The 15,850-nt window shown below is 60.4% G+C and carries 13 protein-coding genes; 1 reads left to right on the top strand and 12 read right to left on the bottom strand.

Translation table 11 applies throughout. The annotated features are described in order from the left end of the window. Positions 1-23: 23 nt before the first annotated feature. The 4 genes from HU719_RS05145 to HU719_RS05130 all read right to left on the bottom strand — a co-directional run bounded on the left by HU719_RS05145 (position 24) and on the right by HU719_RS05130 (position 3,744). Positions 24-749, bottom strand: a complete 726-nt coding sequence (locus tag HU719_RS05145) for a dienelactone hydrolase family protein (RefSeq protein ID WP_186534781.1) — start codon at positions 747-749, stop codon at positions 24-26. A gap of 62 nt (positions 750-811) precedes the next feature. Continuing rightward, positions 812-2,719, bottom strand: a complete 1,908-nt coding sequence (gene htpG, locus HU719_RS05140) for a molecular chaperone HtpG (RefSeq protein ID WP_186534780.1) — start codon at positions 2,717-2,719, stop codon at positions 812-814. Positions 2,720-2,812: 93 nt separating this feature from the next. After that, positions 2,813-3,271, bottom strand: coding sequence for a PaaI family thioesterase (locus HU719_RS05135; protein ID WP_186520226.1), 459 nt, complete (start codon positions 3,269-3,271; stop codon positions 2,813-2,815). Further along, positions 3,268-3,744 carry a PaaI family thioesterase gene (locus HU719_RS05130; RefSeq protein WP_186534779.1) on the bottom strand — a complete coding sequence of 159 codons (477 nt, stop codon included), beginning with the start codon at positions 3,742-3,744 and terminating at the stop codon, positions 3,268-3,270. Before HU719_RS05130 ends, HU719_RS05135 begins: the two co-directional genes overlap by 4 nt. Before the next feature lie 134 nt (positions 3,745-3,878). On the opposite strand from HU719_RS05130, the gene HU719_RS05125 reads away from it, so the two are divergent. After that, positions 3,879-4,166, top strand: coding sequence for a hypothetical protein (locus HU719_RS05125; RefSeq protein ID WP_186520228.1), 288 nt, complete (start codon positions 3,879-3,881; stop codon positions 4,164-4,166). 67 nt (positions 4,167-4,233) lie between these two features. Here HU719_RS05125 and HU719_RS05120 read toward each other — a convergent pair whose 3' ends face one another. The 8 genes from HU719_RS05120 to HU719_RS05085 all read right to left on the bottom strand — a co-directional run bounded on the left by HU719_RS05120 (position 4,234) and on the right by HU719_RS05085 (position 15,839). Beyond that, positions 4,234-4,983 carry a DUF599 domain-containing protein gene (locus HU719_RS05120; protein ID WP_186534778.1) on the bottom strand — a complete coding sequence of 250 codons (750 nt, stop codon included), beginning with the start codon at positions 4,981-4,983 and terminating at the stop codon, positions 4,234-4,236. Positions 4,984-5,203: 220 nt separating this feature from the next. Continuing rightward, a complete protein-coding gene (gene brnQ, locus HU719_RS05115) occupies positions 5,204-6,517 on the bottom strand; it encodes a branched-chain amino acid transport system II carrier protein (protein ID WP_186534777.1) in 1,314 nt (437 codons plus the stop codon). Between the two features lie 519 nt (positions 6,518-7,036). Then, positions 7,037-7,921 (bottom strand): succinate--CoA ligase subunit alpha, encoded by an 885-nt coding sequence (gene sucD, locus HU719_RS05110; protein ID WP_003254203.1) that lies wholly within the window; start codon positions 7,919-7,921, stop codon positions 7,037-7,039. Continuing rightward, on the bottom strand, positions 7,921-9,087 hold the full coding sequence (gene sucC, locus HU719_RS05105; RefSeq protein WP_186520231.1) for an ADP-forming succinate--CoA ligase subunit beta: 1,167 nt from the start codon (positions 9,085-9,087) through the stop codon (positions 7,921-7,923). Before sucC ends, sucD begins: the two co-directional genes overlap by 1 nt. Before the next feature lie 172 nt (positions 9,088-9,259). Beyond that, positions 9,260-10,696, bottom strand: a complete 1,437-nt coding sequence (gene lpdA, locus HU719_RS05100; protein ID WP_186520232.1) for a dihydrolipoyl dehydrogenase — start codon at positions 10,694-10,696, stop codon at positions 9,260-9,262. 95 nt (positions 10,697-10,791) lie between these two features. After that, positions 10,792-12,015, bottom strand: coding sequence for a 2-oxoglutarate dehydrogenase complex dihydrolipoyllysine-residue succinyltransferase (odhB, locus tag HU719_RS05095; protein WP_186534776.1), 1,224 nt, complete (start codon positions 12,013-12,015; stop codon positions 10,792-10,794). A gap of 42 nt (positions 12,016-12,057) precedes the next feature. Beyond that, positions 12,058-14,889 carry a 2-oxoglutarate dehydrogenase E1 component gene (locus HU719_RS05090; RefSeq protein ID WP_186520234.1) on the bottom strand — a complete coding sequence of 944 codons (2,832 nt, stop codon included), beginning with the start codon at positions 14,887-14,889 and terminating at the stop codon, positions 12,058-12,060. 245 nt (positions 14,890-15,134) lie between these two features. Next, on the bottom strand, positions 15,135-15,839 hold the full coding sequence (locus HU719_RS05085; RefSeq protein WP_186520235.1) for a succinate dehydrogenase iron-sulfur subunit: 705 nt from the start codon (positions 15,837-15,839) through the stop codon (positions 15,135-15,137). Positions 15,840-15,850: the final 11 nt, after the last annotated feature.

The raw sequence follows: 15,850 nt of genomic DNA, 5'->3' as shown, positions 1-15,850 counted from the left end.
GACCCGCGAGCGCTCGCGGCGGTTCAGCGCTGGAACACTTCCTTGAGCAGGTTGTGCATGGCGCGGAACGCGCGCTCGGAGGTGCGGCGGTCATACTGCATCTTGCCCGGCACGTTGGCGTTCGGGTCGGTGAACGAGTGCACCGCGCCGCCGTAGCTCAGAAGCTGCCAATCAACCCTGGCGGCGTCCATTTCGGCTTCGAAGGCGGGCAACTGCTCTTTAGGCACCAGCGGATCGGACGCACCATGCAACACCAACACCGAGCCCTGGATACGCTTGGCGTCTTCGGCGTTCGGCGTATCCAGCGTGCCGTGGAACGACACCGTGGCGCGCAGATCAGCGCCGCTGCGGGCCAGCTCCAGCGCACAGCAACCACCAAAGCAGAAGCCAAACGCGCCCACCTTGCCGGGCTCCAGCAGCGCCCTGGACTGGCCCAGCAACTGCGCCAGGGCTTCCTGCATGCGCTTGCGCAGTTCACCGCGGTCATTTTTCAGCGGCATCATCGCAGCGCCAGCCTCGTCGGCATTGGACGGGCGCAGCGATTGCCCATACAGGTCGGCGATCAGCACCACATAGCCCTGCTCGGCTACTTCCTTGGCGATGCGCTCGGCACCTTCACTGATACCCATCCAGTTCGGCGCCATCACCAGGCCAGGCTTGCCCAGCGCTCCTGGCTCATAGACCAGACGGCTTTCGTAGGTTTTGCCGGACAGGTGATAGACCAGCGATTCGACGATTACCTTGCTCATGCAAACTCCTCAAGCTTCACCATGAAAAAAGCCCGCCGAAGCGGGCTTTGCTGTGCATCAACTCAAGCAGATAGCTCGACCAGCAGCTTGTTCAGGCGACGAACGTAGGCCGCCGGGTCCTTGAGGCTGTCACCGGCCGCCAGCGCCGCCTGATCGAACAGGATGTGCGACAGCTCGGCAAAGCGGTCTTCGCTCTGCTCGTTGTCCAGCTTGCCAATCAGCGGGTGAGACGGGTTGAACTCGAAGATCGGCTTGGACTCCGGCACTTTCTGCCCGCTGGCTTCGAGGATCTGGCGCATTTGCAGGCCAAGGTCCTGTTCGCCAATGGCGAGAATGGCTGGCGAATCGGTCAGGCGGTGCGAAACACGCACTTCGGCAACGCTGTCGCCCAAGGCGGTTTTCAGACGCTCGACCAAGCCTTCTTTTTCCTTGGCCACTTCTTCCTGGGCTTTCTTGTCCTCTTCGGAGTCCAGCTTGCCCAGGTCCAGGTCGCCACGGGCGACGTCGGCGAAGGTCTTGCCGTCGAACTCGCTGAGATAGCTCATCAGCCACTCGTCGATACGGTCGGTCAGCAGCAGCACTTCGATGCCTTTCTTGCGGAAGACTTCCAGGTGCGGGCTGTTCTTGACCTGCGCGTAGGTCTCGCCGGTGAGGAAGTAGATCTTGTCCTGGCCTTCTTTGGCACGGGCCAGGTAGTCGGCCAGCGAAACGCTCTGCTCGCCGCTTTCATCATGGGTGGAAGCAAAGCGCAGCAGGCCGGCGATTTTTTCCTTGTTGGCGAAATCTTCGGCCGGGCCTTCCTTCAGCACCTGGCCGAAGTTCTTCCAGAAGCCTTTGTACTGCTCAGGCTCGTTCTTGGCGAGTTTTTCCAGCATGTCCAGCACGCGCTTGGTCAGCGCGGTCTTCATCGAGTCGATGATCGGGTCTTTCTGCAGGATTTCGCGGGAAACGTTCAGCGACAGGTCGTTGGAATCGACCACGCCCTTGATAAAACGCAGGTACAGGGGCAGGAACGACTCAGCCTGGTCCATGATGAACACACGCTGCACGTAGAGCTTCAGGCCGCGTGGCGCTTCGCGCTGGTACAGGTCGAACGGGGCGCGGGCCGGCACATACAGCAGCGAGTTGTATTCGAGCTTGCCTTCGACCTTGTTGTGGCTCCAGGCAAGCGGATTCTCGAAGTCATGGCCGATGTGCTTGTAGAACTCCTGGTATTCCTCGTCCTTGACCTCGGAACGCGAACGGGTCCACAAGGCGCTGGCGCGGTTGACGGTTTCCCATTCCTGCGCAGGCGCTTCTTCGCCTTCGGCTGCCTCAGGCTGCTCTTTGGGCAGCTGGATAGGCAAGGCGATGTGGTCGGAGTACTTCTTGACGATGTTGCGCAGGCGCCAACCATCGGCGAACTCGTCCTCACCGCTTTTAAGGTGCAGGACAATACGGGTGCCGCGCTGCGGCTTTTCGACGGTGGCGACTTCAAAATCGCCCTCGCCTTTGGACGACCAGTGCACGCCTTCGGCTGCTGGCAGGCCTGCACGACGGCTGAACACGTCGACTTTGTCGGCAACGATGAAGGCCGAGTAGAAGCCGACACCGAATTGGCCGATCAGGTGCGAGTCTTTCTTCTGGTCGCCGGTGAGGTTTTTCATGAAGTCGGCGGTGCCGGACTTGGCGATGGTGCCCAAGTGCGCAATGACGTCCTCGCGGCTCATGCCGATACCGTTGTCTTCGAGGGTGACGGTATTGGCGGCCTTGTCGAAGCTCAGGCGGATCTTCAGGTCTGCGTCGCCCTCGAGCAGCTCGGGCTTGGCCAGCGCTTCGAAGCGCAGCTTGTCAGCAGCGTCGGAGGCGTTGGAGATCAGCTCGCGAAGGAAGATTTCCTTGTTCGAATAGAGCGAATGAATCATGAGGTGCAGCAGCTGCTTTACCTCGGTCTGGAAGCCCAGGGTTTCTTTTTGAGTCTCCACACTCATCGTCTTCACACTCCGATCTGTTGGTTGGTGACGCCGGGCGACCGTACGGCCTGCATTTAACGGCGGATGAGCAACAGATGGGGGCAGGCCAGGCTATTTCAAGGGCTTTTGCGGCTCGATCTTGAAATGCGCACGGGCGGTGGCCACTGGAGTGTCGCGCTCGGCTTGCCAGGCGGTGATGGCGACATTGGTCACCCGCCGGCCCTGGCGCCACAGCTGGCAGTGGGCGAAGGTATCGCGCAGGTGGGCCGCGCGCAGGTAGTCGATGGAAAAGTCGATGATCTTGGGAATGCTCACGCTATCGCTATGGATAAGCAGATAGAGCGCCGCCGACAGCTCCATGAAACCTGCCACTACCCCGCCATGGATAGCCGGCAACAAGGGGTTGCCGATGTTGTCCGGGTTCGCCGGCAAGCGGAACAGCAACTCGTCACCCTGGCGCTGGCACTCGATGCCGATCAACCCCGCATAAGGGATCAACCCAAGCAACGGGCCGTAGTCGCCACGGGCGTGGGCTTCGTTCAGTTGCTGGCGCACGGCTAACGGGATCATCGGCGCGGCTCACTGAGGTGCTTGCCAACATCCAGGCCACCCTTGATGTCGCCCCCCAGGCGCATGAACGTGCCCACTACCTGGCAGATGGGCTGCGTGGCGTCGTCCTGGTAGGCGCTGGCGCGGGTGAAGATGACATCATGGGTGACCCTGTAGCAGTGGGCATGGGCATAGATGGCCTTGTGCGGCTGCGCCGCGTGCATGTAGTCGATACGCAGGTCGAGCGTTGGGCACACCTCGAAGCGCGGCAGCACGCACAATGTGGCCATGCCGCAGGTGGTATCGAGCAACGTTGTCAGCGCCCCGCCGTGCACGGCGCCCGTTTGCGGGTTGCCGACAATGGCCTGGGACCACGGCAAGATCAACGTGATGCCTTGGTCATCGGCATCGACCACGCGCATCTGCAATAGCTGGCAATGCCTGAGCGCCGAGAGAAAGCGTTCGGCCATGGCAATCAAAGGCGTCTGGTTCATCTTCCTCGCCGCATAAAATCGCAAAAAAGTCTATATAGGCCCATGGGTTATATATCTGTAACTTCTGTGGAACTAATGCCACGGGGCTGTGTTCGAAGGTACAAGTCGATTATTCCACCCAGGAGAAACACCCCATGCGTAAACCTTTTGCTTTTGCTCTGATGCTGGCCGCTACCATGGGCCTGGCCGCTTGCGATAAAGCGAGCGAAGACAAGGCCCAAGACGCACAGCAACATGCTGAACAAGCCCAGGAAAAAATGGGCGAAGCTCAGGATAAGATGAACGACGCTGCCAAGGAAAACGCCGAAGCCGCCAAAGATCAGGCTGAAGCGCAGCAAAAAGCCGCTGAAGAAGCCGCTGACGAGGCAGCCCCTGCTACCCCGGCACCAGGCACTGCGCCGAGCGAGCCTGCCAAGCAGTAATTGCTTAAAACAAAAAAACCCGACGCTGTCGGGTTTTTTTGTGCCTGTTAGTTAAGGGTGAAACGCTTCAGTTAACTGCCGCCGTAGTGTCTTTGCCCGCCTCGGGCGGTAATTGCGGCGTGGGGGTAAACACCATCACTTCGAGCACATCGGAGTGGAACTCACGCTGGTACAGAATAAACACCACGCCCACGCTAACGCCCATGAACAACCACGGGTTGATGAACCAACTGAGCATGGCCATACCGAAGTAGTAAGCGCGCAAACCGAGGTTGAACTGGTTGGCCGCAAGCGACAACACCCGCGAGGCCCGCTGGGCAAATGCATTACGTTCGAGTTCGGTCACCTGGCGCTCGCCAATCATCGGCGCCGACCCCACCAGCACAGCAGCAAAGTTGTACTGACGCATGCACCAGCTAAAGGTGAAGAAGGCGTAGACAAAGACCGTTGCCAGGCACAGCAACTTGATCTCCGACATGCCCTGGGACGCCTGCTGCACCAACGGCAGGTCTGCAAGCAATGACAGCGCGCGGTCCGAAGCACCAAGCACCGTGAGGATACCGGCCAGAATAATCAGCGTGCTGGAGGCAAAGAACGATGCATTGCGCTCCAGGTTGCCGATCACGCTGGCATCGGCGATACGGTTGTCGCGCAACAGCATGCGCCGCATCCAGTCCTCGCGGTACAAGTGCAGCACACTGGCAAGGCAGGCGGTGTCGCGGCCCTTCCAGATGGCGTAGCGGGTATAGCCGCCCCAGCAGATGACGAACCAGCACGCTGCCAGCAGGTTAGGAAGATTACTTTGGATAACGTTCATGCAGGGTTCCCGAGGGCCAGATGCACAGATAATGGCGACCGGGATTCGACGCTGGCAAGCAGTAAAAGGCACAGAGCGATGGCGAAATCTACCACCCGCTCTGCCGCTGGCTGATGGCAATAAAAAACCCCACCCCCTGAACAGGAGTGGGGTTTCGGATTGGCCCCCGTCGCTGCGCCATTAGGCTTGTGGCCGGCGTCAGCGCACGGGGTTCAACCTGTCAGGCCAGCGCCTCGCGCGGCTTACCGACCAAGTGGTCGAAGGCAGCAGCGGCGACCAGCATGATGACCGAAGGCACCAGCCAGGCAAGGCCCTGCTCGCTCAACGGCAGGTGGGCGACCACCTCCGGCAGCTTATCGGCAAGGCTGGTGGTCTTGATTGCGTCAACCAGGCCGAACAGCAGCGAGACCAGCATCACCGGCGCCAGGATGCGCACCGGCGAGTTCCACAGCTCTTTGACGAAGCTCAGCGCCACGACCACGATGCACGGCGGATAGATGGCCGTGAGCACGGGGATCGAGAACATGATCAGCTTGGTCAAGCCCAGGTTGGACACCACCAGCGAGAAGCCGGCCAGAATGACCACCAGCGCACGATACGACAGCGGCAGAATCTGGCTGAAGTACTCGGCGCACGCGCAGGTCAGGCCCACTGCGGTCACCAGGCATGCCAGGGCGATCAGCACGGCCAGGAAACCACTGCCAAGCGAACCGAAGGTGTGCTGCACATAGGCATGCAGAACTGCAGCGCCGTTGCTGGCATTGGCGGCGATTTCATGGCTGCCGGCGCCCAGGCGGAACAGGCTGATGTACACCAGCGCCAGGCCCACACCGGCAATCAGCCCGGCAATGATGGCATAGCGGGTGATCAGTTGCGGCGATTCCACACCGCGCGAGCGGATCGCGTTGACGATGACAATACCGAAGACCAGCGCCCCCAGGGTGTCCATGGTCAGGTAGCCATTGATGAACCCCTGCGAGAACGGCGCGGCTACGTACTGTGGCTGAGCCTCGCCGATGGTCCCGGCAGGCAGCGCAAACGCAGCAATGCCGAGCACCGCCAGGGCGATGATCTTCAACGGCGCGAGGAAGCGGCCGACGGTGTCGAGCAGCTTGCCTGGGTACATCGAGACAGCCAGCACCACGAGGAAGTACACAAGGCTGTAGATGAACAGCGCAGTCGGGCTTTCACCGGTCAGCGGCGCCACACCTACCTCGAACGACACGGTGGCCGTGCGCGGGGTCGCGAACAGCGGGCCTACCGAGAGGTAGCACACCGCCGCCAGCAGGCCGCCGAAGAACTTGCCAATGGGGCTGCTCAGGGCGTCCATGCCGCCACCGACCTTGGCCAGTGCGACCACGGTGATGACGGGCAGGCCAACGGCCGTTACCAAAAAGCCCAGGGCTGCCATCCATACGTGCGGCCCGGACTGCAGGCCAACGATAGGCGGGAAGATGATGTTGCCCGCGCCGACGAAAAGCGCAAACGTCATAAAGCCAAGTGCCAGGATATCCTGGCCTTTCAAAACTTTCATTTGGGGTAGTACCACACTGCTGAAATCGGGATTCGAGAGGGAATTTCCCCATGAATGAGGGAAATGTTGCCCGGCTTGATGAGCCAGACCCGTTTAGCGTGTCGTTCCCTTTTGGGGCACGGGCACAAAGTGAGCGCGTAGATTAACCGTTTTGCCGGGCAAGCGCACTGTAACGGTGCTGTTTGTCCGATGTACGTAGCGGTTTGTCGTCTTGCTGACCGTGGACAGGTGGAATTATCGCAGGGTGCGGGAATTAGTCTGTGTGAAAAATCCTAGTGATGCCGCCGATAATTCTCGCTGTAGCAGATAGCCATCGCGGGGCAAGCCCGTTCCAACAGTGACTTTGACCAGGCTCTGGGGGAGATCCCATGGTTCTGTGCAAGCCTGCGATGAGGCCGCACGCAAGTGCCCCCTAAACTCTGCGTGGGAGCGGGCTTGCCCCGCGATGGGGTCCACAACCCAAAAACGACAAAGGCCACCCGAAGGTGGCCTCTGTGCGCGTGGGGGGGTGTCGCAGTATTACTTCTTGGCTTCCCAGCCAGTCAGCTCGGCCAGGGCCTTGCCGATGTCAGCCAGCGAACGCACGGTCTTCACGCCAGCGTCTTGCAGTGCGGCGAACTTCTCGTCCGCAGTGCCTTTGCCGCCGGAGATGATGGCGCCTGCGTGGCCCATACGCTTGCCCGCTGGTGCAGTCACACCGGCAATGTAGGAAACCACTGGCTTGGTGACGTGGGCCTTGATGTAGGCCGCGGCTTCTTCTTCAGCCGAACCGCCGATCTCACCGATCATGACGATCGCTTCGGTCTTCGGGTCTTCCTGGAACAGCTTCAGGATGTCGATGAAGTTGGAGCCCGGGATCGGGTCACCGCCGATGCCGACACAGGTCGACTGGCCGAAGCCGGCGTCGGTGGTCTGCTTGACAGCTTCGTAGGTCAGGGTGCCGGAACGCGAAACGATACCGACCTTGCCTGGCAAGTGGATGTGGCCTGGCATGATGCCGATCTTGCACTCGCCCGGGGTGATGACACCTGGGCAGTTAGGACCGATCAGGGTAACGCCCAGCTCGTCGCACTTGACCTTGGCGTCCAGCATGTCGAGGGTAGGAATACCTTCGGTGATGCAGACGATCAGCTTGATGCCACCGAAAGCGGCTTCAAGGATGGAGTCCTTGCAGAAAGGAGCTGGAACGTAGATGACCGAAGCGTCAGCGCCGGTAGCTTCTACAGCTTCTTTCACGGTGTTGAACACCGGCAGGCCCAGGTGAGTGGTGCCGCCTTTGCCTGGGGTCACGCCGCCAACCATCTTGGTGCCGTAGGCGATGGCTTGCTCGGAGTGGAAAGTACCTTGCGAGCCGGTGAAGCCCTGGCAGATGACTTTGGTGTCTTTATTGATCAGGACGCTCATTACTTGCCCTCCGCAGCTTTGACAACTTGTTGAGCAGCGTCGGTCAGGCTGGTTGCCGCAATGATGTTCAAACCGCTTTCTGCCAGTACTTTAGCGCCCAGTTCAGCGTTGTTGCCTTCAAGGCGAACAACAACCGGCACTTTAACGCCAACTTCTTTCACAGCGCCGATGATGCCTTCGGCAATCATGTCGCAGCGAACGATGCCGCCGAAGATGTTGACCAGTACGGCCGCGACATTGCTGTCGGACAGAATGATCTTGAACGCTTCGGTAACGCGTTCTTTGGTAGCGCCGCCGCCCACGTCGAGGAAGTTGGCTGGCTTGCCGCCATGCAGGTTGACGATGTCCATGGTACCCATGGCCAGGCCAGCACCGTTGACCATGCAGCCAATGTTGCCTTCCAGCGCCACGTAGTTCAGCTCGAAGCTGGCTGCGTGGGCTTCACGAGGATCGTCCTGGGACGGGTCGTGGAAGGTTTTCAGCTTAGGCTGACGGTACATTGCGTTGGCGTCGATGTTGATCTTGGCATCGAGGCAGTGCAGATCGCCGTCGGCCTTGATCACCAGCGGGTTGACTTCCAGCAGGGCCAGGTCGTGCTCTTTGAAGAGCTTGGCCAGGCCTACGAAAATCTTGGCGAACTGAGCAACTTGCTTGCCTTCCAGACCCAGCTGGAATGCCAGTTCACGACCCTGGAACGGCTGAGCGCCGACCAGCGGATCGATGGTTGCCTTGATGATCTTCTCGGGGGTGTCGTGCGCAACTTTCTCGATGTCCACGCCACCTTCGGTGGAGGCCATGAACACGATGCGGCGGCTCGAACGATCGACCACAGCGCCCAGGTACAGCTCTTTGGCGATGTCGGTGCAGGATTCGACCAGGATCTTGGTCACTGGCTGACCGTTGGCGTCGGTCTGGTAGGTTACCAGGCGCTTGCCCAGCCATTGTGCAGCGAACGCCTTGGCGTCTTCCTTGCTGCGAACCAGCTTGACGCCGCCCGCTTTACCGCGACCACCAGCGTGGACCTGGGCCTTGACGACCCACTCCGAACCACCAATCTTGTCGCAGGCTTCTGCTGCAGCTTCAGGGGTGTCGACTGCGAAACCCTTGGAAACTGGCAGGCCGTATTCAGCGAACAGCTGCTTGCCCTGATACTCGTGAAGATTCATGCTTTTTACCGTCTTCGTTAGGTACTGCGCTTCGGCGCTGCGCCATTACCGGCGCCGCACCACCTGTGACCGTTGACCCCGGGTTATCCCATGTGATCCGGTCCGGCGGACGTTCCGCGGTGAGTCATGCACGCAAGACTCACGACGGGCAGCCCGCCGTGGTTTCTTATAATTAACGCTTCTTACGGTTGGCAACGTGAATGGCACCGCCATTCACTGCCAGCGCTGCTTCGTGCAACGCTTCGGACAGGGTTGGATGGCTGAAGACCATCATGCCCAGATCCTCGGCACTGGTGCCGAATTCCATTGCGATCGCGCCCTGCTGTACCAGCTCGGCAGCGGATGGGCCGATGACGTGCACACCCAGTACGCGGTCGGTTTTCGCATCGGCGATAACCTTGACGAAACCACCGGTGTCGTTGGCTGCCATCGCACGGCCGCTGGCGGCGAACGGGAAGGTGCCCACGTTAACCTCAACGCCTTCAGCTTTCAACGCCTGTTCGGTCTTGCCGACCCATGCGATTTCCGGGTGGGTGTAGATAACCGAAGGAATCAGGTCGTAGTTCATCTGGGCCTTGTGGCCCTTGATGCGCTCGACAACCATGATGCCCTCTTCCGAGGCCTTGTGCGCCAGCATCATGCCGCGTACCACGTCGCCGATGGCGAACACGCCAGGAACGCTGGTAGCGCAGTGATCGTCGACGAAGATGTAGCCACGCTCATCGATGGTCACGCCACTGTCGGCGGCCAGCAGGTCGGTGGTCACCGGACGACGGCCGACCGCAACGATCAGCTTGTCGAAGGTGATCTTCTGCTCGCCTTCAGCGTTGGTGTAGGTGACTTCGACTTCATTGCCGTTGACTTTCGAGCCGGTGACGCGAGCGCCCAGCTTGATGTCCAGGCCTTGCTTGGTAAGGGTCTTCTGAGCTTCTTTCGACACCGCGGTGTCGGCAGCCATCAGGAAGGTGTCCAGCGCTTCGAGCACGGTGACTTCAGCGCCCAGGCGAGCCCAGACCGAACCCAGCTCCAGGCCGATGACACCGGCACCGATCACGCCCAGGCGCTTGGGTACCGATTGGAATTCCAGGGCGCCGGTGGAGTCGACGATGACGTTCTGGTCGACCGGAGCCGGCGGAATGTCGATTGGGCGCGAACCGGAAGCCAGGATCACGTTCTCGGCTTCGATGATTTCGGTGGTGCCGTCGGCCTTGGTGACTTCGACTTTCTTGCCGGCCAGCAGTTTGCCGTGGCCTTGGATCGAAGTAACGCCGTTGGCCTTGAACAGGGTGGCAACACCGCCGGTCAGGTTCTTGACGATGCCAGCCTTGCGGCCAACCATCGCAGCCACGTCCATCTTCACTTCACCCGTGGAGATGCCGTGGACGTTGAAGCTCTCTTTGGCTTCCTTGTACTTCCAGGAGCTGTCCAGCAGCGCCTTGGACGGGATGCAACCTACGTTCAGGCAGGTACCGCCAAGGGCCAGCTTGCCCTCGCCGTCAGTGTACTTCTCGATGCAGGCAGTCTTCAGACCGAGTTGGGCGGCCTTGATGGCAGCGACATAGCCGCCAGGACCTGCACCAATCACCACTACGTCGAATTTCTGGGTCATAAAAGATTCCTTTTTAGCTTCAAGCTGCAAGCTGTAAGCCGCAAGCCGGCAAGCCTCGACTCGAAGCTTGCCGCTCGCAGCTTACAGCCGCGCGATTAGATGTCCAGCAGCAGGCGGGACGGATCTTCCAGCAGGTTCTTGATAGTCACCAGGAAGGTCACGGCTTCCTTACCATCGATCAGGCGGTGATCGTACGACAGCGCCAGGTACATCATCGGGCGAATTACCACTTGGCCATTAATGGCCATCGGGCGCTGAATGATGTTGTGCATACCCAGAATCGCAGCCTGCGGCGGGTTGACGATCGGGGTAGACATCATCGAACCGAAGGTACCACCGTTGGTGATGGTGAAGGTACCACCGGTCATTTCTTCGATCGACAGCTTGCCGTCACGGGCCTTCTTGCCGAAGGTAGCGATGCCGTTTTCGATTTCGGCCAGCGACATCGATTCGGCGTTACGCAGTACCGGTACTACCAGACCACGGTCGCTGGAGACGGCAACGCCGACGTCGGCAAAGCCGTGGTAGACGATGTCATTGCCATCGATCGAAGCGTTGACTGCCGGGTAGCGCTTCAGCGCCTCGGTAGCGGCCTTGACGAAGAACGACATGAAGCCCAGGCGTACGCCGTTGTGGGTCTTCTCGAACAGGTCCTTGTACTTCGAACGCAGGGCCATGACTTCGGTCATGTCGACTTCGTTGAAGGTGGTCAGCATGGCCATGTTCGACTGGGCTTCGACCAGACGCTCGGCGATCTTGGCGCGCAGGCGGGTCATCGGCACGCGCTTCTCGGTGCGGTCGCCAGCGGCGACGACAACCTGGGCAGCAGCGGCAGCAGCCGGCTTGGCAGCGGCAGCAGGTGCCGACTTCTTGTTGGCGACGGCGGCGACGACGTCTTCCTTGGTCACGCGACCGCCTTTGCCGGTACCGGCAACAGAGGCCAGGTCGATACCGTTTTCTTCAGCCAGCTTGCGTGCAGCAGGTGCGGCGACTGGGTCGTCTTCGCCCGCATCGGCAGCGCCAGCGGCAGCGGCAGCCGGGGCTGCGGCCGGGGCGGCAGCGGCTGGCGCGGCGGCAGCACCGCCTTCCACGATCGAACCCAGGACTTCGTCGGACAGGACGGTTTCGCCCTCGCCCTTGACGATGTCACCCAGCACGCCATCAGCGGTGGCCAGGACTTCCAGGACGACCTTGTCGGTCTCGATGTCAACGATCAGCTCGTCACGCTTGACGGCTTCGCCCGGCTTTTTGTGCCAGGTGGCGACGGTGCCGTCGGCGACCGATTCCGGGAAGGTTGGGGCTTTGATCTCGATAGCCATTAGCAGTGTTTCCTTAAATTCGGTTTCAGGTGCACGAAGGCGTTAAACAGTGAAGGCGTCTTGCAGCAGTTTTTCCTGCTGTTCGGCGTGCTTCGATGCGTAACCACAGGCTGGCGCGGCGGAAGCGTCGCGGCCGGCGTATTCGAGGTTCAGTGCCTTGTTGTGGCGACCCAGAATACGGCGCATGTGGTGCTGGCTGCTGTACCAGGCACCCTGGTTCATCGGCTCTTCCTGACACCAGACTGCAGCTTTGAGGTTGGTGTACTGAGCCAGGATCTCGACCAGGTCATCCTCAGGGAACGGATACAGCTGTTCCAGACGCAGGATGGCGATGTCTTCACGGCCCTCGGCACGGCGTTTTTCCAGCAGGTCGTAGTAGACCTTGCCGCTGCACAGCACCAGGCGCTCGACCTTGGCCGGATCGATTGCATCGATTTCCGGGATCACGGTCTGGAACGAACCTTCGGCCAGGTCTTCGAGGGTCGAAATGGCCAGCTTGTGGCGCAGCAACGACTTCGGCGTGAGCACGACCAGCGGCTTGCGCAGCGGGCGGATCACCTGGCGACGCAGCAGGTGGTAGATCTGTGCCGGGGTGGTCGGTACGCACACCTGAATGTTGTGCTCGGCGCACAGCTGCAGGTAACGCTCCAGACGCGCGGAGGAGTGCTCCGGGCCCTGCCCTTCATAACCGTGCGGCAGCAGCATGGTCAGACCGCACAGGCGGCCCCACTTGTGCTCGCCGCTGGTGATGAACTGGTCGATCACCACTTGCGCACCGTTGGCGAAGTCGCCGAACTGGGCTTCCCAGATCACCAGCGCGTTTGGCGTGGTGGTGGAGTAGCCGTATTCGAAGGCCAGTACCGCTTCCTCCGAGAGGAAGGAATCGTACAGGTCGAAACGCGGCTGACCCGGGAACAGATTCTGCAGCGGAATATAGGTGCTGGCGTCCTTCTGGTTGTGCAGTACCGCGTGGCGGTGGGAGAAGGTGCCACGGCCGATGTCCTGGCCGGTCATGCGGATCGGGTGACCTTCGAACTGCAGGGTGGCGTAGGCCATGGTCTCTGCATAACCCCAGTTGATCGGCAAGCCACCGGCCTGCATCTTCTGGCGATCTTCGTAGATTTTGGCAACCTGGCGCTGGACGACGAAGCCTTCCGGCAGCTCGAGCAGCTTGGCGGACAAGTCCTGCAAGGTCTTGAGGTCGAAGCGGGTGTCGTGACGCGCAGTCCAGGCATGGCCCAGGTATGGACGCCAGTCGACGAACAGCTCGCGGTTCGGCTCCTTGACCAGGCTCTTGACCACATGCAGGCCGTTATCCAGCGCATTGCGGTAGTCGTCGATCTTGGCCTGGGCGCGTTCGGCGTCGATACGGCCAGCCTGGATCAATGCCTCGGCATACAGCTCGCGAGTAGTGCGCTGCTTGCTGATCTGCTGATACATCAATGGCTGGGTGCCGTTAGGCTCGTCAGCTTCGTTGTGGCCACGGCGGCGGTAGCAAACCAGGTCGACTACCACGTCACGCTTGAACTGCATGCGGTAATCGATGGCCAGCTGGGTAACGAACAGCACCGCTTCGGGGTCATCGCCGTTGACGTGCAGGATCGGCGCCTGAATCATCTTGGCAACGTCGGTCGCATACTCGGTGGAGCGCGCGTCCAGCGGGTTGCTGATGGTGAAACCAACCTGGTTGTTGATCACGATGTGCACGGTACCGCCGGTCTTGAAACCGCGGGTCTGCGACATCTGGAAGGTTTCGAGCACCACGCCTTGGCCGGCGAATGCCGCGTCACCGTGGATCGATATCGGCAGTACCTTGTCGCCAACAGCATCGTTGCGACGGTCCTGACGGGCGCGAACCGAGCCTTCCACAACTGGCGAGACGATTTCCAGGTGGGACGGGTTGAACGCCATGGCCAGGTGGACTTCGCCGCCTGGAGTCATCACGTTCGAGGAGAAGCCCTGGTGGTACTTGACGTCACCGGAGCCCAGCTCGTTCATCTTCTTGCCTTCGAACTCGTCGAACAGCTCGCGCGGGTTCTTGCCGAAGGTGTTGACCAGCACGTTCAGACGGCCACGGTGGGCCATGCCGATAACGACTTCCTTGACGCCATAGGAGCCAGAACGCTGGATCATTTCGTCCAGCATCGGAATCAGGCTCTCGCCGCCTTCAAGGCCGAAGCGCTTGGTGCCGGGGTACTTGGTGCCCAGGTACTTCTCAAGGCCTTCACCGGCGGTGACACGCTCGAGCAGGTGCGATTGCACATCGGCGGAAAAATCAGGGCGGCCACGGACGCTTTCCAGACGCTGCTGGAACCAGCTGCGCTGCTCGGAATCGACGATGTGGGTGAACTCGGCACCGATGGTGCGACAATATGTCTTCTCGAGCGCCTCGAAAATTTCGCGTAGGCTCGCTTCCTCTTTGCCGATGAACAGGTCGCCGGCACGGAAGGTCGTATCAAGATCGGCATTGGTCAAGCCGTAGTGATTGATCGACAGGTCTACGGGCGCAGGGCGCTGCCACAACCCCAACGGGTCGAGCTTGGCAGCCTGATGGCCGCGCATACGATAGGCCTGGATCAGTCGCAGAACTTCAACCTGCTTCTTCTCGTGTTCACTGCTCACGCTCCCGGCGGAAACCGGTTGGGCGCGGCGCTGGTTCTTTGCCAGCAGTACGAAATGGTCGCGGATTGTCGAGTGCGATACATCAGTAGCGGTGCTGCCGTCGGCGGGCAACTTCTGGAAGTAGGTGCGCCACTCTTCTGGCACAGCGTTAGGGTCGTGCAGGTAGAGTTCGTAGAGCTCTTCCACATATGCAGCGTTACCACCTGAAAGGTGGGCGCTTTCCCACATGCGCTGCATCACGCTTTCTTGCATGCTTGGTCACCCTCGGTTAGGGGACTAATCGGCGAGAACCTCAGAAAACATGGAAAAGTCCGAACACAGCGACTGAACCACGCCACTTGGATCTTGCTGATCTTCCGGGTACCAGCCCGGAAAGCCCCTGCTGGTCTCATATCTTCATAGGTAATGAGCGAGGGCCTTGTAAGCCCTGCTCGATTATTGCCTTGGTGCGGGCTCACCACCCGCACCTTGGCATACTGCAGTTACAACTTTTTGAATCAGGTGCCGCTTTGCAGCAGCATGTTACGCACGTGGCCGATAGCCTTGGTCGGGTTCAGACCCTTGGGGCAAACGTTCACGCAGTTCATGATCCCGCGGCAGCGGAATACGCTGAACGGGTCATCCAGGGACGCCAGGCGCTCCTGAGTTTTGGTGTCACGGCTGTCGGCCAGGAAACGGTAGGCCTGCAGCAGCGCAGCCGGGCCGAGGAACTTGTCAGGGTTCCACCAGAACGACGGGCAGGAAGTCGAGCAGCAAGCGCACAGGATGCACTCGTACAGACCGTCCAGCTTCTCGCGCTCTTCTGGCGACTGCAGACGCTCGATGGCCGGAGCCGGCGTGTCGTTCTGCAGGAATGGCTTCACCTTCTCGTACTGCTTGTAGAAGATGCTCATATCGACGACCAAGTCACGAATGACTGGCAGGCCCGGCAGCGGACGCAGAACCAGCTTGCCCTTCTTCACCACACCCGACAGCGGGGTGATGCAGGCCAGGCCGTTCTTGCCGTTCATGTTCATGCCGTCGGAACCGCACACGCCTTCACGGCACGAGCGACGGTACGAGAAGCCCTCGTCCTTTTCCTTGATCAGTGCCAGCACGTCCAGAACCATCAGGTCCTTGCCGCCGGTATCGACGTCGAACGACTCCATCTTGGGGGCCGCGTCGGTGTCGGGGTTGTAGCGATAAACTTCGACTTTCAACATAGCAGCCACCC

The sequence above is a fragment of the Pseudomonas farsensis genome, assembly GCF_014268805.2.
Lineage (GTDB): Bacteria > Pseudomonadota > Gammaproteobacteria > Pseudomonadales > Pseudomonadaceae > Aquipseudomonas > Aquipseudomonas farsensis.
Note: the sequence above shows the minus strand (reverse complement) of the source record. Positions and strands in the feature narration are given on the sequence as shown.

Bases quoted from the DNA above. Each gene is read 5' to 3' on its own strand.
- HU719_RS05145 (WP_186534781.1), bottom strand. From the start codon at position 749: ATGAGCAAGGTAATCGTCGAATCGCTGGTCTATCACCTGTCCGGCAAA.
- htpG (WP_186534780.1), bottom strand. From the start codon at position 2,719: ATGAGTGTGGAGACTCAAAAAGAAACCCTGGGCTTCCAGACCGAGGTA.
- HU719_RS05135 (WP_186520226.1), bottom strand. From the start codon at position 3,271: ATGATCCCGTTAGCCGTGCGCCAGCAACTGAACGAAGCCCACGCCCGT.
- HU719_RS05130 (WP_186534779.1), bottom strand. From the start codon at position 3,744: ATGAACCAGACGCCTTTGATTGCCATGGCCGAACGCTTTCTCTCGGCG.
- HU719_RS05125 (WP_186520228.1), top strand. From the start codon at position 3,879: ATGCGTAAACCTTTTGCTTTTGCTCTGATGCTGGCCGCTACCATGGGC.
- HU719_RS05120 (WP_186534778.1), bottom strand. From the start codon at position 4,983: ATGAACGTTATCCAAAGTAATCTTCCTAACCTGCTGGCAGCGTGCTGG.
- brnQ (WP_186534777.1), bottom strand. From the start codon at position 6,517: ATGAAAGTTTTGAAAGGCCAGGATATCCTGGCACTTGGCTTTATGACG.
- sucD (WP_003254203.1), bottom strand. From the start codon at position 7,921: ATGAGCGTCCTGATCAATAAAGACACCAAAGTCATCTGCCAGGGCTTC.
- sucC (WP_186520231.1), bottom strand. From the start codon at position 9,087: ATGAATCTTCACGAGTATCAGGGCAAGCAGCTGTTCGCTGAATACGGC.
- lpdA (WP_186520232.1), bottom strand. From the start codon at position 10,696: ATGACCCAGAAATTCGACGTAGTGGTGATTGGTGCAGGTCCTGGCGGC.
- odhB (WP_186534776.1), bottom strand. From the start codon at position 12,015: ATGGCTATCGAGATCAAAGCCCCAACCTTCCCGGAATCGGTCGCCGAC.
- HU719_RS05090 (WP_186520234.1), bottom strand. From the start codon at position 14,889: ATGCAAGAAAGCGTGATGCAGCGCATGTGGGAAAGCGCCCACCTTTCA.
- HU719_RS05085 (WP_186520235.1), bottom strand. From the start codon at position 15,839: ATGTTGAAAGTCGAAGTTTATCGCTACAACCCCGACACCGACGCGGCC.